The 19,446-nt window shown below is 31.3% G+C and carries 17 protein-coding genes; 10 read left to right on the top strand and 7 right to left on the bottom strand.

Features of this window, described 5'->3' with window-relative positions; translation table 11 throughout:
• Positions 1-96 precede the first annotated feature (96 nt).
• From BXY80_RS07000 to BXY80_RS06990, 3 genes are all read right to left on the bottom strand, one after another.
• Positions 97-1,356: an aminotransferase class I/II-fold pyridoxal phosphate-dependent enzyme gene (locus BXY80_RS07000; protein WP_120200553.1), complete on the bottom strand. Its 1,260-nt coding sequence runs from the start codon at positions 1,354-1,356 to the stop codon at positions 97-99.
• Positions 1,357-1,510: 154 nt separating this feature from the next.
• Entirely contained in the window at positions 1,511-2,548 is a 1,038-nt protein-coding gene (locus BXY80_RS06995; protein WP_120200552.1) for a PLP-dependent cysteine synthase family protein, read from the bottom strand.
• A 72-nt stretch (positions 2,549-2,620) separates the two neighbouring features.
• Positions 2,621-4,684, bottom strand: coding sequence for a S9 family peptidase (locus BXY80_RS06990; RefSeq protein ID WP_120200551.1), 2,064 nt, complete (start codon positions 4,682-4,684; stop codon positions 2,621-2,623).
• A 124-nt stretch (positions 4,685-4,808) separates the two neighbouring features.
• On the opposite strand from BXY80_RS06990, the gene BXY80_RS06985 reads away from it, so the two are divergent.
• The 4 genes from BXY80_RS06985 (at position 4,809) to BXY80_RS06970 (ending at position 7,683) form a co-directional block, all read left to right on the top strand.
• Positions 4,809-5,132 (top strand): YbaB/EbfC family nucleoid-associated protein, encoded by a 324-nt coding sequence (locus BXY80_RS06985; RefSeq protein ID WP_120200550.1) that lies wholly within the window; start codon positions 4,809-4,811, stop codon positions 5,130-5,132.
• A 35-nt stretch (positions 5,133-5,167) separates the two neighbouring features.
• Positions 5,168-5,620: a pyridoxamine 5'-phosphate oxidase family protein gene (locus BXY80_RS06980; protein WP_120200549.1), complete on the top strand. Its 453-nt coding sequence runs from the start codon at positions 5,168-5,170 to the stop codon at positions 5,618-5,620.
• Between the two features lie 97 nt (positions 5,621-5,717).
• On the top strand, positions 5,718-6,806 hold the full coding sequence (locus BXY80_RS06975; RefSeq protein ID WP_120200548.1) for a hypothetical protein: 1,089 nt from the start codon (positions 5,718-5,720) through the stop codon (positions 6,804-6,806).
• A gap of 157 nt (positions 6,807-6,963) precedes the next feature.
• A complete protein-coding gene (locus tag BXY80_RS06970; RefSeq protein ID WP_120200547.1) occupies positions 6,964-7,683 on the top strand; it encodes a Cthe_2314 family HEPN domain-containing protein in 720 nt (239 codons plus the stop codon).
• A 45-nt stretch (positions 7,684-7,728) separates the two neighbouring features.
• On the opposite strand, the gene BXY80_RS06965 is transcribed toward BXY80_RS06970, so the two are convergent.
• Both BXY80_RS06965 and BXY80_RS06960 read right to left on the bottom strand, forming a co-directional pair.
• A complete protein-coding gene (locus BXY80_RS06965) occupies positions 7,729-8,760 on the bottom strand; it encodes a threonine aldolase family protein (RefSeq protein ID WP_120200546.1) in 1,032 nt (343 codons plus the stop codon).
• A gap of 4 nt (positions 8,761-8,764) precedes the next feature.
• Complete coding sequence (locus BXY80_RS06960) at positions 8,765-11,167, bottom strand: zinc-dependent metalloprotease (RefSeq protein WP_120200545.1); 2,403 nt, start codon at positions 11,165-11,167, stop codon at positions 8,765-8,767.
• Between the two features lie 105 nt (positions 11,168-11,272).
• Here BXY80_RS06960 and prfB point away from each other — a divergent pair.
• The 4 genes from prfB to BXY80_RS06940 all read left to right on the top strand — a co-directional run bounded on the left by prfB (position 11,273) and on the right by BXY80_RS06940 (position 15,825).
• Positions 11,273-12,380 (top strand): peptide chain release factor 2 gene (prfB, locus tag BXY80_RS06955; RefSeq protein ID WP_120200544.1). Its coding sequence is split into 2 segments (ribosomal slippage): positions 11,273-11,335 and positions 11,337-12,380, totalling 1,107 coding nucleotides; the frame shifts between segments, so codons are not numbered across the junction.
• Positions 12,381-12,482: 102 nt separating this feature from the next.
• Positions 12,483-12,824 (top strand): arsenate reductase (glutaredoxin), encoded by a 342-nt coding sequence (gene arsC, locus BXY80_RS06950; protein WP_120200543.1) that lies wholly within the window; start codon positions 12,483-12,485, stop codon positions 12,822-12,824.
• Positions 12,825-12,912: 88 nt separating this feature from the next.
• Positions 12,913-13,365, top strand: a complete 453-nt coding sequence (locus BXY80_RS06945; protein ID WP_147376110.1) for a hypothetical protein — start codon at positions 12,913-12,915, stop codon at positions 13,363-13,365.
• Between the two features lie 6 nt (positions 13,366-13,371).
• Positions 13,372-15,825, top strand: a complete 2,454-nt coding sequence (locus BXY80_RS06940) for a TonB-dependent receptor domain-containing protein (protein WP_120200541.1) — start codon at positions 13,372-13,374, stop codon at positions 15,823-15,825.
• A 68-nt stretch (positions 15,826-15,893) separates the two neighbouring features.
• On the opposite strand, the gene BXY80_RS06935 is transcribed toward BXY80_RS06940, so the two are convergent.
• A complete protein-coding gene (locus BXY80_RS06935) occupies positions 15,894-16,076 on the bottom strand; it encodes an ATP synthase subunit B family protein (RefSeq protein WP_120200540.1) in 183 nt (60 codons plus the stop codon).
• A gap of 197 nt (positions 16,077-16,273) precedes the next feature.
• Here BXY80_RS06935 and fumC point away from each other — a divergent pair, with 197 nt between their 5' ends.
• Positions 16,274-17,671, top strand: coding sequence for a class II fumarate hydratase (fumC, locus tag BXY80_RS06930; protein ID WP_120200539.1), 1,398 nt, complete (start codon positions 16,274-16,276; stop codon positions 17,669-17,671).
• A gap of 187 nt (positions 17,672-17,858) precedes the next feature.
• Here the strand turns inward: fumC and BXY80_RS06925 are convergent, their stop codons facing one another.
• A complete protein-coding gene (locus BXY80_RS06925; RefSeq protein WP_120200538.1) occupies positions 17,859-18,149 on the bottom strand; it encodes a hypothetical protein in 291 nt (96 codons plus the stop codon).
• A 41-nt stretch (positions 18,150-18,190) separates the two neighbouring features.
• Here BXY80_RS06925 and hutI point away from each other — a divergent pair, with 41 nt between their 5' ends.
• Positions 18,191-19,426 (top strand): imidazolonepropionase, encoded by a 1,236-nt coding sequence (gene hutI / locus BXY80_RS06920; RefSeq protein ID WP_120200537.1) that lies wholly within the window; start codon positions 18,191-18,193, stop codon positions 19,424-19,426.
• Positions 19,427-19,446 lie beyond the last annotated feature (20 nt).

Here is a 19,446-nt window from a genome sequence, read left to right as displayed (position 1 = left end):
ATAAATCAGAATTTTGATTTTATTGAGATTCTTCATTTTCATTCAGAATGACACTTTTTAGACAGTCTCTTTTAATATTATATAAATAACTTCAAGTTACTCACCCATTGCAGCAATTACAGCTGCAGATAAACGCTTATAAGTTCCGTTTTGTAAACGTTCTCTAATTGCTTCAAAAGCATCTAAAGTTTCTGTAACATCTTCTAATGTATGTGTTGCCGTAGGAATTAAACGTAATAAAATTAATCCTTTAGGTATTACTGGATATACAACTATAGAGCAGAAAATTCCATAATTTTCACGTAAATCTCTTACTAAAGCCATTGCTTCTGGAATACTTCCTTTAAGATATACAGGAGTTACACAACTTTGTGTTGTACCTATATCAAAACCACGATCTTTTAATCCAGATTGTAATGCGTTTGTATTCTCCCAAAGCTTCGCTTTTAATTCTGGCATTGTTTTAAGCATTTCTAAACGCTTTAATGCACCAACAACTAATTGCATTTGCAATGATTTTGCAAACATCTGAGAACGCAAATTATATTTTAAATAATCAATAATTTCTTGATCTGCTGCAATAAATGCTCCTGTACTTGCTAAAGATTTAGCAAATGTTGCAAAATACACATCGATATCATCTTGTACGCCTTGCTCTTCTCCAGCACCTGCTCCTGTTGCTCCTAAGGTTCCAAAACCATGAGCATCATCAACAAATAACCTAAAATTAAATTTCTTTTTAAGCGCAACAATCTCTTTTAAACGACCTTGTTCTCCACGCATACCAAACACACCTTCAGAAATCACTAAAATTCCTCCACCAGTTTGCTCTGCCATTTTAGTAGCACGTTCTAAGTTTTTTTCTAAACTTTCAACATCGTTATGTTTATAGGTAAATCGTTTTCCCATATGTAAACGCACACCATCAATAATACAAGCATGTGCATCAACATCATAAACAATAATATCATCTTTAGACACCAAAGCATCAACAGTAGATACCATGCCTTGGTAACCAAAATTTAATAAATAAGCAGCTTCTTTGTTTACAAAAGATGCTAATTCATCTTGTAGTTTTTCGTGTAAATCTGTATGACCAGACATCATTCGTGCTCCCATTGGATAAGCAGAACCATACTCTGCAGCAGCTTCTGCATCTACTTTTCTAACTTCAGGATGATTTGCTAGTCCTAAATAATCATTAATACTCCAAGTAATTACATCTTTACCTTGAAATTTCATTCTATTAGATATCTTTCCTTCTAACTTAGGAAATACAAAGTAACCTTCTGCATGCGAAGCCCATTTTCCTAATGGTCCTTTATCTTTATAAATCTTATCAAATAAATCCTTCATGTACTGCTATTATTAGTCTTGTTAGTGTGGCAAAATTAGTTAATTATATTATGACCGCATAATATTTTTATAAACTAGTGTTGATAACCCATTATACACAAAAAATCCTATCACACAAACAGCGCAATAGGATTTTTAATTTTTACTTTTTTTATTATTTTACATACTGAATTTTTTCAGATGCTATTGTTTTACTATCAAAGAAACCTTGCTCTTCCATCCATTTATCACTATATACTTTACTCATATATCTTGACCCATGATCTGGAAAAACAACAACAACTTTATCTCCTTTTTTAAACTCTCCTGCTTCTTCAAGTTGTTTTAATGCTTGCATTGCTGCACCACTTGTATAACCCACAAACAACCCTTCATTTTTAGCTATTTCTCTTGCTGTATGGGCACTTTCTTCGTCTGTTACTTTAACAAACTTATCTATTAGGTCAAAATCTGTTGCCGTAGGAATTAAGTTTTTACCTAAACCTTCAATCCTGTATGGGTAAATTTCTTTATCATCAAACTCACGCGTTTCATGATATTTTTTAAGGACTGAACCAAAAGCATCAACTCCAATAATTTTTATACTAGGGTTTTTCTCTTTTAAATATTTAGCAATTCCAGAAATTGTTCCTCCAGTACCACTACAAGCAACTAAATGCGTGATTTGTTTTTCTGTTTGAGTCCAGATTTCTGGACCTGTTGTATTATAATGTGCATCAATATTTAATTGATTAAAATATTGATTAATGTATATAGAACCTTTTATTTCGTTATGTAAACGTTTTGCAACCTGATAATAAGAACGTGAATCATCTGCACTAACATTAGCAGGACACACATAAACTTGTGCTCCCATAGATTTTAGCATATCTATCTTATCTGCCGATGATTTTGAACTCACTGCCAAAATACACTCATAACCTTTAATAATGCTAACCATAGCAATACTAAACCCTGTGTTTCCTGAGGTTGTTTCTATAATTGTATCGCCAGGAGTAAGTATACCTTGCCTCTCAGCTTCTTCTATAATATGAAGTGCAATTCTATCTTTTGAAGAATGACCTGGATTAAAGGCTTCGACTTTAGCATAAAAATCGCCTTCAAAGTCTTCTGTCATTCTATTTAGTTTGATAAGAGGTGTTCTACCTATGAGCTCTAACACATTATCAAATACCTGTATGTCTTGTTTCATAAATGCTATTTATCAGCTTCAAATTAATAAAATGAAAACTAAAACCTCGCAAAAATAAGCGTTTTTTTTTAATTAGCTATTAATATTTTCTAAGTCTAGTAAAAAAGCATATTCTTGAGCATCTTCTCTTAATGCTTCAAATCTTCCTGAAGCTCCTCCATGACCAGCTTTCATATTAGTTTTTAAGAATAATTTATTGCTATCTGTTTTCATTTCTCTTAGCTTAGCTACCCATTTTGCAGGTTCCCAATATTGCACTTGAGAATCATGTAATCCTGCTGTTACCAAAAGGTTAGGATAATCTTGTGACAATACATTATCGTAAGGTGAATAGTCTTTTATATAATTGTAATAACTTTCATCATTGGGGTTTCCCCATTCGTCATATTCTCCAGTTGTTAAAGGAATTGTATCATCTAACATTGTAGTAACAACATCTACAAATGGTACTGCAGCGATAACGCCATTATATAGTTTTGGTGCATTATTTATTATAACGCCCATAAGAAGTCCGCCAGCGCTTCCTCCCATTGCATATAAGTGTTTTGATGATGTATACTTTTCTGTAATTAAAAATTTTGAACAATTAATAAAATCTGAAAATGTATTTTTTTTATGCAATAATTTTCCGTTTTCATACCATTGTCTTCCTAAATATTCGCCTCCTCTTACATGCGCAATAGCGTAAATAAATCCTCGATCTAATAAACTTAAACGTATGGTAGAAAAATAAGGATCAATTGTAGAACCATAAGATCCATAAGCATACTGTAAAACTGGATTTGTACCATCTTTTTTAAGACCTTTTTTATAAACTAAAGACATTGGTATTTTGGTTCCGTCATCAGATGTAGCCCATATACGTTCAGACTCATAATTATTTTTATTAAACTTTCCTCCTAAAACTTCCTGTTCTTTTTTAATGGTTTTAGTTTTTGTAACCATATTAAAATCGATAGTAGAAGCTGGTGTTGTTAAAGCGTTATAACCATAACGTAATATTTCTGTATCAAAATCTACATTTGTACTTGTATAGGCTGTGTAGGTTTCGTTATCAAATGGTAAATAATAATCATCTGTATTATCCCAACGTTTAATTCTTATTTTATTTAAGCCATTAGCTCTTTCGCTAACGACTAAAAAATCTTTAAAAATATCAATATCTTCAAGCAGCACATTTTCTCTATGGGCAATCACCTCAACCCAATTAGAGATTTCTGTTTGGTTTTCATGCGTTTTCATTAATTTAAAATTAAACGCATCATTTGCATTAGTTACAATATAAAACTGATCTTCATAATGCGAAATACTATATTCTAAAGCTCTTACACGTTCTTGAAACACTTTAAAATCATCGTTTGGTGTATTAGCGTTTAAAATATGATACTCATTAGTTAAAGTACTATAGCATGCAATTACTAAATACTTTCTGGATTTTGTTTTATAAACTGTAACTCCAAAAGTTTCATCTGTTTCATTAAAAATTAAGGTATCCTCAGATTGTAGATTTCCTAGTTTGTGTTTATATATTTTATTAGAGCGAAGCGTTTGTTTATTCTTTTGCGTATAAAACAGTGTTTTATTATCATTTGCCCAAGTTGCTGAGCCTGTAGTGTTTTCAATAACATCTGCAAGTAACTTACCTTTTTTTAAGTCTTTAACTTGTATTTTATAATTACGACGTCCTGTTGTATCAACTCCAAAAGAAATCATTGTATTATCAGGACTTACGCTTAAACCTACAAGCCTAAAGTAATCATGGCCTTGAGCCATGATATTACAATCAAAAAGTAATTCTTCTTCAGCCTCTAAAGTTTCTTTTTTACGCGTGTAAATAGGATAGTCTTTTCCTTTTTCATATCTAACAATATACCAATAGCCATTATATTTATAAGGTACAGATTGGTCATCTTCTTTTATTCTGCTCTTCATTTCTTCAAAAAGATGATTTTCAAAATCTTTAGTATGCGAAGTCATTTGCTCAAAATAGTCGTTTTCTGCATTTAAATAATCTAAGACTTCTTGATTTTCTCTTTGGTTAAGCCAGAAATAATCATCAATTCTTACATCATTATGAATCTTTAATTCCCTTGGAAGTTTTGCAGCAATTGGAGGCTGAACAATTGAATTTATCATTAATTTATTTTCTTTTGAAGACTGCAAAAATAGGATTAAAATTATAATCTAGATGTTAATAGATTATTAATGATTTATTACACAGATTTAGTAGTTTTGTAATTGAAATTTAAAACACAAGATTATGTTTGGAGATATGATGGGAATGATGGCGAAGCTTAAAGAAACTAAAAAAAAGGTTGAAGCTACTAAAGAACGTTTAAACCATGTTTTGGTAGATGAAGCTAGTAGTGATGATAAACTAAAAGTTACACTAACTGCCAATAGAACAATTAAAACAATTTCTATTGATGACGCGCTTTTACAAGATAAAGAAATGCTTGAAGATTATCTTATTTTAACTTTAAATAAGGCCATTGAAAAAGCAACCCATGTTAACGAAACAGAATTAGCTGCTGTTGCAAAAGATGGTATGCCTAATATTCCTGGAATGGATATGTTTAAGTAACTGTTAACTATATAGATGTTGGTAAGCTAAAAACCATGGAACTAACAACAGAAATTAAGGAGTATATAAACAGAAGCGTTCTGTGTTGGCTAGCAACTGTATCGACTGAAAATACACCAAATGTTTCACCAAAAGAAATTTTCAATTATTATGGAACGGACAAAATAATTGTTGCAAATATTGCTTCACCCCAAACAGTTAGAAATATCAAACAGAACGAAAATGTTTGTGTGAGTTTTATTGACATTCTGGTGCAGAAAGGATTTCAAATAAAAGGAAAAGCAAAAATTATTAAAAAAACTGACTCTGAATTCTTGGAAATGGAAAGGATATTAACTGAAATGACAGATGGGAAATTTCCTTTTGCAACTATATCAAAAATTACCGTAGAACAAGTTAAACCAATTATTGCACCTAAATATATTCTTTATCCAGAAACAACAGAAAAAGAGCAAATCGAAAGTGCAAAAAAAACATACGGATTTTAATTTTAAATCAGTTAAAAAGCCTACACCCAACAACATGTACAGCAAACTGCAATGATTTTCCGCGACAAAATCATATTAATTAAATAAAGGTCTAAAAATGAATTTTACTACTATAATTCTTACTATTTTATTACTGAGTGTTTCAACAAAAGAATATCGAATAATAAATAATGCTAAAGATCGTCTCGAAATAAAATTAAAAAACTCACTTAATTCTAAACAGATTATAGACACAATAAAGCCAAATAATGATTTTTATTTATTGATTAGAGGAAACGAAAATTATGATATAATCTTAACGACTATAAAAAAGGAAGATTATGAAGAAGCTAAACAAATTAAAACAACTCAATTATTAGATAAAACTATATTTCCTTCTCAGCTAAATTTAACAGAATCTTGTTACACTGTCAAAACACCAATTAAGACTATCAAAACTTGTTTAGAAGATGATGATGAACTTATTAGTGTATCTTATCGCGGCTTCATAAAAAAATTAAATAGTTGTGTCATTTATGAAAATTGGTTTGAATCAACTGTTTCAAATCTGTTAATAAACTTAGAAGATGGATCAACGTCCTATATATCAGGCTACGAGCTTATTTTTTCACCAAATCTAAAATTCATTTATAGTTATGCTAATGACGGGATTGATTTCGATGGCATTTCTTTGTATCAAATGATAGACAAAAAAGCACATCCAATTCTTATTACAGATTACGACATAGAGGAAAAATATAAATTTGATTTTAGCTCTTTTGGTAAAGTATATTGGGTCTCAGATAGTAGTTTCTATGCTAGTAATGATAAAGCATATTATAAATTTAAGATTCAAGACAAACAAATTACCTATCGTAATGAGTATAAAGAAAACATTATACATTCTGAAAATAATAAGTTTATAATTAAAGTAGATAAACTAAAAGATGGTACTATAAGATATACATCTTGGAATAAACCAAACACTACAAAAGATAGACCAAGTTTGGTTTTGTATAACGGAGAGGTTGAACAACAAACCAAATATGGTTCTGGTTTTGATTATAGATTTGATAACGGAGAGTATCTCTATGTGATAGAAAATAATATCGAAACGACAAGTGCTAAACGTTTGATGCTTAGACTCTATAAAAATTCTGATGAAATACTATATACTAGTTTAACAGGTTTAAATAAGAAAAAATAAAACTACAGCTAACGTGTATAACCAAATGCTCGGTTTATGTGTACTCGGAAAATCCTGCAGATTTTCCTACTGGTTCGGTTTCTTCTTGCAAATTTAGTCCTAGCCAACACAACGAAATCATACACAAACTCGTTGGCAGTAATAAGAGAAACAGATTATGGAGGAATATTTATCTGGCACACAATTCGAACTTGAATTAGCAAAGGCATCTTTAAAATTTGTTTCTAAACATTTGAAAGAGTGTCTAGAAAACCTAGATTTAGTTTACGAAGAATATGGAACTGAAAATGAAAAAAAAATTAAATTAATTTTAAAACTATACGGAAATATAAGTGTCGTTTTAAGAGATATAGATTTAACATTCCAATTTTTAGAAAAAGAACGTGCTGATATTATAAAACACTATTCTTTTTTGGATTCTCAAGAAACTTACTTTAAATATCATTATGAAAACTACTTCATTAGAATAATTACAGTATTAGATTTATTAGGAAAAATAGGAACTCTATTATATGATTTAGACCTTAATTTAGAAAAAGTTTCAGCCCATACTTTTAAAGACAAAGCGAAAAAAGAAGGTTTTAACGAAATATCCTCAATAGCTGAAAAAATAACCGAAAAACTTAAGGAATTAAAAACAGAAAGACATAAAAAATTACATACTGGAGAAGCAGATATAAAACCATTCAATGGAACTGTTATTTGGGAAGATCTTAACGCACTCATTGGCTCTGAAACTGATAAAGTTCTTATAGAATATACAGATGAAAAGATTAAAGAAGAAATAACAATTTTAAGAAAAAGCACTCATGAATTAATTGATTTGATTAAAGAGTTTCTTGAGGAATCATATACTAAACTAAAAGAAATAATATAATTACTACTGCCTACAACGTCTATAACTAATTGCTTTGGCAAATAATTATTTATTAGTAAAATCATTCTTCCTAAAAACGCTCAAAAGCTTATCGTGCATTTCGTTAGTGTAATCTAGATGTGTTACAATACGTAATTTTCTGCCGCCCATACCAATAATATAAATGTTATTTTCTTTTAATTGGTTTACAAAACTAGTTTCGTCAACATTTGGTTGTAATTCAAATATCACAATATTAGTTTCAACAGGTTCTACCTTTTTTATGAAAGAGAGATTGCTAAGTTCTGCTTCTATTTCTTTTGCTTTTTTATGGTCGTCTGCTAAGCGCTCCACATTATTATCTAAAGCAAATAACGCAGCTGCTGCGAGATAACCAACTTGCCTCATATTACCTCCAAAAATTTTACGCACTCTTATAGCATTTTTCATAATATCTTCATCGCCAATGAGCACAGAACCAATAGGGCAACCAAGACCTTTACTTAAGCACACCGAAATAGAATCGAAAATATCACCATATTGCTTTGCTGATTCGTTTTTAGCAACTAAAGCATTCCATAGTCTTGCGCCATCAAGATGGTATCCTAACTCATTTTCTTCACAAACAGTTCTTATCTTTTTAAGCTCTTCAAAATTCCAGCAAGCTCCACCACCTTTGTTTGTAGTATTCTCTACTTCTACTAGTCGTGTTTGGCTGTAATAATATTCTGATGGATTAATAGCTTCTATAACTTGATTTGCAGTAAACATGCCTCTATTGCCATCAATTAATTTACATGACAAGCCGCTATTAAAAGATGCGCCTCCAGCTTCATAATTATATATGTGCGCGTATTTATCACAAATAACTTGGTCTCCAGGATTAGTATGTAGTTTTAAAGCTGTTTGATTTGCCATACTTCCCGAAGGAAAAAATAATGCTTTTGGTTTCCCAAACATTTTAGCCAAACATTCTTCAAGCTCATTAACTGTTGGGTCTTCTCTAAACACATCATCACCAACCTTAGCAGAAAACATAGCATCCAACATTCCTTTTGTTGGCTTTGTTACGGTATCGCTTCTTAAATCTATAATCATTTTTCTAATCTAATAAGTAATTACAGTTGTCTGTCCCAATAGGAGAACCATCTGGTATTTTTGGAGAGCTTTCTAACTTAAACGCTTCTGGCTTGTCATTAAAGCGTTTTATTAATCGCATATATTCCATACCATAAGGTGATAAAATATCTATAGATTTAGCAATTGAAATAATAGCACTATTTGCTTTTGCTTTTACTTGAAAAAATGAATTATCATTTACTGCTAAATTCATAATATACTTAAGCACATTAGTATTAATCATTTGTTGTGCTTCGTTTAAATACGCGTCATTATATTGTTTTTTAAACGACTCTTTTATTAGCGTTTCTAATACTTCATCTAACCCTAATTGATTACTGTCTAAGCTTTTTTGTTGCACCAAACGATTAGCTCTTTGCGGATTCAACAACAATTTTAACGACATATTACTAGCTGTAGACACAGCACTTAAAGGATCAAAAGCAACGCCAGTTTTTCCTGAGAAAGACTCTCTACTTCTACCATAACCAAAAGCTCTTGGCGGAAATAATTCTAACTTTTCTTTCGGAATAACAATCGCTTCAGCAGAAATTGTATTTAATAGTGCATTAAATGCCTCTCGCTGTTCTTTAACATTAACAACTTTAGTAATTAATTGATTATCGCCTTTAACTGCATAATTATAGTCTAAACCACCAACAACCTTTGAAGCTGCTTCTGTTTGAAAACGATGAAAGAAATACAATGGTACAAATACATCTTCTAAAACCGAATACGGTTCGTTAGTTTTTATATTATCTTTTGAAAAATTTGAGATAGCTTTTGCTCTAACTTTAAGCACATTATTTAATTCTTCAGCAGCACTTATACCATTATCCCAAAGGTGAGCCAGAACATGAGCACCACTTTGTGGTCTAGCATCTGCATCTGTAATAAAACGCAATCCGCTATTTTGAGCTTTCTCTAAAATTGAATTTAACTCTTGCTCTTCATTTGCATTTTTATCGAATTCAGAATAACTATACGCAACAGTAACCTTATCCCAATTACCAATTCCTGTTGCATAGGCGTTACTTAGGTCTATTTCGCCATTATTTAAAGTTACTGTTGGATGCGGATAATCCATTACTGATGCTCTGTTATTTGCACTTGCAGCAAAATTATGTGCAAATCCAATGGTATGTCCAACTTCGTGAGCACTTAATTGTCTAATTCTAGACAATGCCATCTCTAACATTGGTTGATAGTTATCGTCACGCTCAGCAAAAGGTTTATTTAGTAAGGCTTGAGCAATCATAAAATCTTGACGAATACGTAAACTCCCTAAACTAACATGGCCTTTAATAATTTCACCAGTTCTTGGGTCTATAACACTTCCGCCATAACTCCAACCACGAGTAGAACGATGCACCCATTGTATAACATTATATCTGCAATCCATTGGATCCGCATCTTCTGGCAACATTTTTACCTGAAAAGCATCTTTAAAACCAATTGATTGGTAAGCTTCATTCCACCAACGCGCTCCATCTAATAATGCCGAACGTACTGGTTCTGGTGTTCCTGGATCTAAATAATAAATTATAGGTTCTACAGCTTCGCTTATTTCTGCATTAGGGTTCTTTTTTTCTAAACGATGACGTATAATGTATCGCTTTCTTATTTGTTCTTGTATTGGTGTTGCATAATCTAAATATGATATTGAAATAGCACCACTTCGCACATCAAACTCGCGTTTTTTATAGTTGTTGTCTGGCAACTCTACAAACGAATGGTGCTGAATTACACTAACCAAAGATGGTGTTGGTGTAACACTTCTAATATTTCGTCCTTTAGGTTCTCCTTTAAATGTTAGTAATGTTTCAAACTCAACATTTTTAGGAAATGCTTTTGTGCGTTCTAATGCTAGTGCACTTTTACTTGCATCAATTTTATAGTTGCCTTCTTTAGCATTTTTTAAGGTATTTGCTACTTGATGCGTGTCTTGCATCAAAAAAGGTGTAAAATCTATAATATACTTACCTGCTTTTTCTTCTTCAATTTTAAAACCAAATAAAACAGATGTAGCAAACGCTTGCTCGATACTTTTCCTTTCTAATTGGTTTTCTGTAATTGCTCTATAATTTTGATTAGGCTGAACGAGTAATAACTTATTTCCTGCTTTAATGAATTTTACAACATATTGATTTCCTAATTGACCTCGATCTAAGCCAATATCGTTAGAACCTACTCCAGTCGCCAAAGAACTTACATACAGAAATTCTTTGTTTAAATCTTCAACTTCTAAATAGATTTTATCTTGAGCTTCTTCATAAAAGAAATTAAAATAGCCATTATATTTTTTAAGTTGTTTTCCTTCTAATACTTGAGAAAAAGAAGCACTTGCAATAAGAATACATACAAGAAATAAAGTGTATTTTTTCATAATAATTAATTAGCTCATAAAACTACATAAATAACTTCAAAAAATATGACTTAAAATTCTTTTACAATAAGACATAAATTTTACATTTGTTAAAATTTATTCACTATGATTACATCAGATCAAATTACAGATCTAAATAAACGCCTTAGCTCGCTTAGGCAGTATCTTTGACATAGATGCTAAACTAATTGAAATTTCTAACGAAGAAGAACAAACTTTCGACCCAAACTTCTGGAACGACTCTAAACAAGCAGAGCTTGTAATGAAATCGCTTCGTGAAAAGAAAAAATGGATTGACGATTATACAACATCTAAAACATTAATTGAAGATCTAGAGGTGCTTTATGAATTCTATAAAGAAGATGAAGCTACTGCTGAAGATGTAGAGTCTAGATTTGCTCAAGCTACAAGTAGCATTGAAAAATTAGAATTTAAAAACATGCTTTCTGAAGAAGGCGACTCACTAAGTGCTGTATTACAAATTACAGCTGGAGCTGGCGGAACAGAATCTTGTGACTGGGCTCAAATGCTTATGCGAATGTACTTGATGTACGCAGAAAAGAGCGGCTTTAAAGTAAGAGAGCTCAACTTTCAAGAAGGTGATGTGGCTGGTATAAAAACTGTGACTTTAGAAATTGAAGGTGATTTTGCTTTTGGTTGGTTAAAAGGCGAAAATGGTGTACACCGCTTGGTTCGTATTTCTCCTTTTGATAGTAACGCTAAAAGACATACAAGTTTTGCTTCTGTTTATGTTTATCCATTGGTTGATGATACTATTGAAATTGAAATCAATCCTGCAGATATAGAAATTGTAACCGCAAGATCTAGTGGTGCTGGTGGACAAAACGTAAATAAAGTAGAAACCAAAGTTCAATTAACTCATAAGCCAACTGGTATTCAAATTTCATGTTCAGAAACACGTTCACAACATGATAATAGATCTCGGGCAATGCAAATGTTGAAATCTCAATTATATGAAATTGAGTTACAAAAACAAATGGCACAAAGAGATGATATTGAAGCTGGGAAAATGAAAATTGAATGGGGAAGTCAAATACGAAATTATGTTATGCATCCCTACAAACTAGTAAAAGATGTGCGTTCATTACATGAAACTGGTAATGTAGATGCCGTTATGGATGGCGATATTGAGCCATTTTTAAAGGCATATCTAATGATGATGGGTCAACAAGAAGAGAGCAATCAATTATAATATTAATTATGTTAAGTAAAATGTTGATAAGATTACTTATTCAATTTATAGCAAGTAAAAAATAAACTAACTTTGAGTATCCCTTTAAACTAAATAGCAAAAATGATTGTAATTTATCACAACCCCAAATGTAGTAAATCTAGAGAATCGTTAGAGATTTTAGAAACTCAAAAAGCAAATCACGAAGTCATAAAATATCTAGATCAGCCTTTAGAATCTGAAAAACTTGGCAAAATTATAAAGCTTCTAAATATTAGTCCAATAGAACTCATTAGAAAAAACGAAACCATTTGGAAAGATAACTTTAAAGGTCTTGAATTTACAGATAAAGAACTTATTGATGTGATGGCAAAATACCCACAACTCATTGAGCGTCCTATTATTATTAACGGTGATAAAGCAGTAATTGGAAGGCCTCCAAAGCGTATTTTAGATATTATTTAGTACATTTTAAACTTTTCTTTTAACACAAGTTTAACCAAGCTAGTGTAAAGCAAACTCTATTTTTGTCGAGAATTTCACACCATTAAGTATGCAAAGATTAATTTTTATTTTCATTCTATCATTTTCAATGATTACTTCTACTTCTGCACAAAGAAGAGCTACACAAAATAGAGCACCTCAAAACAAAGCTGCAGACAAGGCAAAAATTGAGCGTTACAAAAAAGAATTAGAAAAAAAGAAAGAGAAATATGTTTCAGACTTTGTTAATAGTTTAAATGTAGATGATTTTCAAAAAGAAATCATTTCTCAAAAATTACATTCATACTTTGAAAAAAAGAAGACACTTTTAATGACAGAAATGAAAAGCTACAAACGTGAAGAATTGTTAGAAAATCTAGATGCTACTCATTTTTTAGATATAAAGGACATGGTTTCTGAAGATACTATGATAAAAATTAAAGATATCCTTAAAAACAAACCAAAGGAAAAAAAAGAGGAAAAGAAAAAAAAGAAAAGAAAACATAAAGCAGATAAAAACTAAAACTTTATGAAATCTTTTTTTAATATAATAGTGTTATTCTTAACACTTAGCACAGCTTTCGCTCAACAAAACAAAGAAGCAAAAGTTACAGGAACAGTAATTGATAAAGACGTAAATGCACCTTTAGAATATGCTACAGTCTCTTTTTTTAGCAAGAAAGAGAATAAAATAATTACTGGTGGCATTACCGATGAAAAAGGGAAGTTTAACATTAAAGTTCCCAAAGGTGTCTATAATATATTAGTAGAATACATATCTTATAAAACACAAACATTTCAAGATAGAAATATAACAAACGATATAGACTTAGGTAAAGTTAGCTTAGCTTTAGACATAGAGTCTTTAGACGCCGTAGAAGTTATTGCAGAACGTACAACTGTAGAGATAAAGCTCGATAAAAAAATCTACAATGTTGGTAAAGACCTTACAGTACGAGGCGGCACAGTTAGTGATGTTTTAGATAATGTGCCTTCAGTTTCTGTTGATGTAGAAGGAAATGTTTCATTGCGAGGTAATGAAAATGTTAGAATTTTAATAAACGGTAAACCATCTGGTTTAGTTGGTTTAAACTCAACTGATGCTTTACGTCAATTACCAGCAGAATCAATTGAAAAGGTAGAAGTTATCACATCGCCTTCAGCACGATATGATGCCGAAGGCACAGCAGGAATCTTAAACATTATACTAAGGCGAAGTAAACTTCAAGGTCTCAATGGAGCCATAACCACTAATGTTGGCTATAATCCTTCTGCAGGAATTTCAGGAAATATAAATTATAGAACCGGAAACGTAAACATTTTTAACACTTCTGGTTATAGTTATCGCGAAGCTCCTGGTCATATAAATTCATCACGTCAAAATTTTAATAAAGACTTTGATGATTTAGGAAATTTAATAGCAGACAACCCAGATACATTTTTAGATGAATCTAGTGATTTTGATCGCGTAAGAAAAGGTTTCAATACCAATTTAGGTATAGAATGGTATATCACAGACTCTGCATCATTAACATCATCTATTTTCTATAGAGATAGTGACAGTGAAAGAAACACAACTAACATCATTGAGCAGTTTGACACTAATAGGAGCTTATTGTCTAGTAGTTTACGTTTAGATCCAGAATTAGAAAATGACAAAACAATTTTCTATGCTATAAATTTTGATAAACAATTTAAAACTAGTGGTCATAAATTAACATTCGATTTTCAGTACGAAGACAGCAATGAAGATGAAAATTCACTTGTAAACATTGATGGCATAAACAAAGAAAAAGTAGCTACTTTAGAAGACCAAACGCGTATATTATTACAAACAGATTATGTACTACCTATAGGAGAAAAAAGCCAGTTTGAAATGGGTTATCGTGGAAACTTCAATAAACAAAGCACAGATTACACTGTAGAATTTTTAGATAGCAATACAAATCAATTTGTAGTAGATAATGGCTTAACAAACCTTTTTAATTACAAAGAGTATTTAACAGCAGTCTATACACAATATGGCAGCAAAATAGGAGATAAATTTTCATACCTATTAGGTTTACGTATGGAGAATACCCAAATCACTTTAGATCAACCAACTACTGGAGCATTTAAAAAGAAAAACTATACAGGTTTATTTCCAACTGTAAATTTAAATTATGAACTCAGTAAAAGTGAAAATATCACCTTAGCATATAACAGACGTTTACGAAGACCTCGTTCCTTTTTTATAAATCCATTCCCTTCAAGATCAAGTATTACCAGCGTGTTTCAAGGTAATCCAGATTTAGACCCAAGCTATTCTGGACAGTTTGATTTAGGGTATTTAAAACGTTTTGGCAAGTTTACATTTGACACGTCTGCATATTATTCTCATGCAACAGACGTTTTTAATTTTATTTCGTTAGATACTGGTGAAACCGTTATTGTAAATGGTATTGAAGAAAATGTAATAAACCGAACACCAATAAATTTAGCTACTCAAGATCGTATTGGTTTTGAATTTACTTTAGCATATAGAGCTTCAAAAAAGTGGAACATAAATGCTAATTTTAATTTCTTTCAATCTGAAACTGAAGGCATAACACCTAGCGGATTAGATTTAGCCAATAAAAACTCAAGTTGGTTTGTACGTTTAAATAACAAATACACATTACCCGGAAATATAGATTGGCAAACACGATTGTTTTATAATGGTCCAAGAAGTGAAGATTCGCAAAATGATAGAGACGCATTATTTAGTACAACTTTAGCTTTTAGTAAAGACCTATTTAAAGATAAAGCATCAATAGCATTTAATGTTAATGATGTCTTTAATAGTAGAAAACGAAACCAAACAACCACTACTCCAACCTTTACAAGTGAAAGCGAATTTCAATGGAGAGAGCGTAGTTTTAATTTATCATTCACTTATAGGTTTAATCAAAAGAAGAAACGTCAACGCGGTAACAGAAGTGATGATTTTGATTTTGAAGGATAACTCAAAAACACATAACAAAAAAAAGGAAGCCATATAGCTTCCTTTTTTTAATATTTATAAATACTCAATTAATGAGTAGATGCTTCTCTTTTTGCTTTCTTTTCATCACGTATTTCCTTCATGCGTTCCATTAAAGAACCTCCAATCCAATAAGGGATTACAAATGTGATTAAAAATATCATCAACCAAAAACCTAAAGTTAAAATGGTTAAAAACGCTAAAAATCCTAAATACTGATCAAAATCAAACATAATGTGTGGTTCTTTTATATAACTATGGCAAAGATATAATAAAGAGTTTTGTTTTACAATAGAAAATTTGAGTTTTATTAACAGGTTTTCAATACTAATTTAAATCTATCAATAATAACAAATAAAGGCTTAAATACTTAGATCAAATCAACAACAAAATTGTAACTTTGCAGCTGTAATAAATACTTTATTTAGCAATGGATTTTAGAATAGAAAAAGACACTATGGGTAATGTAAATGTGCCTGCAGATAAACTATGGGGAGCTCAAACAGAACGTTCTCGTAATAACTTTAAAATTGGGGCTTCAGCATCAATGCCACTAGAGATTGTTTATGGTTTTGCTTACTTAAAAAAAGCAGCTGCATACACAAATAATGAACTTGGTGTTTTATCAACAGAAAAAAGAGATTTAATAGCTAAAGTTTGTGATGAAATTCTAGAAGGTAAACATGATAATCAGTTTCCTTTAGTTATCTGGCAAACAGGATCAGGAACACAAAGCAATATGAATGTAAATGAGGTTATTGCTAATAGAGCGCATCAAATTGCTGGTCATATTATTGGTGAAGGTGAAAAAACAATTCAACCAAATGATGATGTGAATAAATCACAGTCGTCTAACGATACATTTCCAACAGGCATGCATATTGCTGCTTATAAAAAAATAGTAGAAACCACTATTCCAGGAATAACTAAACTTAGAGATACATTACATAAAAAAGCTATTGAATTTAAGGAGGTTGTTAAAATTGGACGCACACATTTAATGGATGCAACACCACTAACCTTAGGTCAAGAATTTTCGGGATATGTGTCTCAATTAGACCATGGACTTAAAGCTTTAAAAAACACTTTACCCCATTTAGCCGAATTAGCTTTAGGAGGAACAGCTGTTGGTACAGGATTAAACACACCAAAAGGTTATGATATTTTAGTTGCAAAATATATTGCTCAATTTACAAACCTACCTTTTATAACTGCTGAAAACAAATTTGAAGCTTTAGCTGCTCACGATGCTTTAGTTGAAACACATGGTGCTTTAAAGCAATTAGCTGTATCACTTAACAAAATTGCTAATGATGTACGTATGATGGCTTCTGGACCACGTTCTGGTATTGGAGAAATTATAATTCCTGCTAATGAACCTGGAAGCTCTATTATGCCAGGAAAAGTAAACCCAACCCAATGTGAAGCTTTAACCATGGTTTGTGCTCAAGTTATGGGCAACGATGTTGCCGTAACTGTTGGTGGTACTCAAGGTCATTACGAGTTAAACGTATTTAAACCAATGATGGCTGCAAATGTTTTACAATCTGCACAGCTAATTGGAGACGCTTGTGTAAGCTTTGAAGCGCATTGTGCTTCTGGCATAGAACCAAATCATGGCGTTATTAAAGAATTATTAAATAACTCATTAATGCTAGTAACTGCATTAAATACTAAAATAGGTTATTATAAAGCTGCCGAAATTGCAAATACAGCTCATAAAAATGGAACAACTTTAAAAGAAGAAGCCATTAATTTAGGTTATGTTTCTGCCGAAGATTATGATACTTGGGTTAAACCTGAAAATATGGTTGGCGATTCAAAATAAGAATCAAAAAAACTCAATTTATATTACAAACGTCAGCTTATAGTTGGCGTTTTTTATTCAAAAAAAGAGTTATGCTTAGTCATTTTGAGTGTAGTTAAAAAATCTCATTCACATAATAATTATTACGTGTATTTATATAAGATTCTTCATTTCATTCAGAATGACACTTATTTAAATAACTTCTTTTTTATTCTGAAAAACTCTTAATCAGTTTTAAAACAATTTTAAATACAATCCACAAAACAATTCCTGTTCCTATTACAGAACCAAAGCCCTTTTTTTCTTTCTTTTTTGTAATTGTAGTTCTTTCTATAGGCTTTCTAGCTATTGATGGTGCTGCAACTGATGCATTATAATCTTTACATTTATCCTGAAAATTTGCAAAATTATTGGTTAGTCCACATAACAATCCGTAACGTTCGTCAATAATATGATTATTACAACTCTCACAAATTTTATCACGTTTTTCTCTAGTCATCAGAATTTAATTTTGTTAAATTTAGGCTTTTATAGCAAAATATGACTTTATTAATTACCAATATAAAAGAATTACTTCAAGTAAGAGAAACCAATGTTACTGTTATAAAAGGCGCTGACATGAAAATCCTGCCAACTTTAAAGAATGCATATTTGCTTATTGAACATGATACTATAGTTGAATACGGAAGCATGACAGATTGTATAGATATTGAAGCAGATAAAATTATAGATGCTTCAGGTAAAGTTGTTTTACCAACTTGGTGCGATTCTCATACACATCTTGTGTATGCAGGAAATCGAGTTCAAGAATTTGTTGATAGAATAAATGGTTTGAGCTATGAAGCTATTGCCAATCGTGGTGGTGGCATTTTAAATTCGGCAGAAAAACTTCAAAATATTAGTGAAGACGAATTATATAACCAATCCGCAGAACGCCTAAAACAAGTCATTAAATTAGGTACTGGAGCCATAGAAATAAAATCAGGCTATGGTTTAACTGTTGAAGCCGAACTTAAAATGCTCCGTGTTATTAAACGCTTAAAAAAAGATTTTGATGTAAAAGTTAAAGCGACACTTTTAGCTGCTCATGCTATACCGAAAGCTTACAAAAACAATAAAGAAGGTTTTATTGATTTAGTAGTTAATGAAATGATTCCAGCAGTTGTAAATGAAAATTTAGCTGAATATATTGATGTTTTTTGTGAAAAAGGCTACTTCTCTCTTGAAGATACAAAACGTGTATTAGAAGCAGGAAGACAACATGGGTTAATTCCAAAAATTCACGTTAATCAATTTAATGCTTTTGGAGGCGTTGCGTTAGCCGTAAACAATGATGCACTTTCTGTTGACCATCTTGAAGAATTAAACACAGAAGATATTGAAGCTCTTAAAAATACTAATACAATACCTGTTGCACTTCCATCTTGCTCTTACTTTTTAAGTATTCCGTATACACCAGCGAGACAATTAATTGATGCTGGCTTACCGCTGGCTTTGGCTACAGATTACAATCCTGGTTCTACACCAAGTGGTAACATGAATTTTGTAGTTAGCACAGCTTGCATAAAAATGAAAATGACTCCAGAAGAAGCTATTAATGCAGCGACTATAAATGGAGCCTATGCTATGGGAATTAGCAATACTCATGGCAGTATTTGTAGAGGCAAAAAAGCAAACATCATAATTACACAACCTATTCCTGATTACTCCTATTTACCATATGCATTTGGTGATAATCTTATTGATACTGTTATCATTAATGGGCAAACAGTATAAAGTTAGGTCTAATCTCAATA

The organism is Ichthyenterobacterium magnum (genome assembly GCF_003610635.1).
Taxonomy (GTDB): Bacteria; Bacteroidota; Bacteroidia; order Flavobacteriales; family Flavobacteriaceae; genus Ichthyenterobacterium; species Ichthyenterobacterium magnum.
This window is presented reverse-complemented; position numbering and strand designations above follow the sequence as displayed.

Coding starts and splice junctions, on each gene's coding strand:
- BXY80_RS07000 (WP_120200553.1), bottom strand. CDS start 1,356: ATGAAGGATTTATTTGATAAGATTTATAAAGATAAAGGACCATTAGGA.
- BXY80_RS06995 (WP_120200552.1), bottom strand. CDS start 2,548: ATGAAACAAGACATACAGGTATTTGATAATGTGTTAGAGCTCATAGGT.
- BXY80_RS06990 (WP_120200551.1), bottom strand. CDS start 4,684: ATGATAAATTCAATTGTTCAGCCTCCAATTGCTGCAAAACTTCCAAGG.
- BXY80_RS06985 (WP_120200550.1), top strand. CDS start 4,809: ATGTTTGGAGATATGATGGGAATGATGGCGAAGCTTAAAGAAACTAAA.
- BXY80_RS06980 (WP_120200549.1), top strand. CDS start 5,168: ATGGAACTAACAACAGAAATTAAGGAGTATATAAACAGAAGCGTTCTG.
- BXY80_RS06975 (WP_120200548.1), top strand. CDS start 5,718: ATGAATTTTACTACTATAATTCTTACTATTTTATTACTGAGTGTTTCA.
- BXY80_RS06970 (WP_120200547.1), top strand. CDS start 6,964: ATGGAGGAATATTTATCTGGCACACAATTCGAACTTGAATTAGCAAAG.
- BXY80_RS06965 (WP_120200546.1), bottom strand. CDS start 8,760: ATGATTATAGATTTAAGAAGCGATACCGTAACAAAGCCAACAAAAGGA.
- BXY80_RS06960 (WP_120200545.1), bottom strand. CDS start 11,167: ATGAAAAAATACACTTTATTTCTTGTATGTATTCTTATTGCAAGTGCT.
- arsC (WP_120200543.1), top strand. CDS start 12,483: ATGATTGTAATTTATCACAACCCCAAATGTAGTAAATCTAGAGAATCG.
- BXY80_RS06945 (WP_147376110.1), top strand. CDS start 12,913: ATGCAAAGATTAATTTTTATTTTCATTCTATCATTTTCAATGATTACT.
- BXY80_RS06940 (WP_120200541.1), top strand. CDS start 13,372: ATGAAATCTTTTTTTAATATAATAGTGTTATTCTTAACACTTAGCACA.
- BXY80_RS06935 (WP_120200540.1), bottom strand. CDS start 16,076: ATGTTTGATTTTGATCAGTATTTAGGATTTTTAGCGTTTTTAACCATT.
- fumC (WP_120200539.1), top strand. CDS start 16,274: ATGGATTTTAGAATAGAAAAAGACACTATGGGTAATGTAAATGTGCCT.
- BXY80_RS06925 (WP_120200538.1), bottom strand. CDS start 18,149: ATGACTAGAGAAAAACGTGATAAAATTTGTGAGAGTTGTAATAATCAT.
- hutI (WP_120200537.1), top strand. CDS start 18,191: ATGACTTTATTAATTACCAATATAAAAGAATTACTTCAAGTAAGAGAA.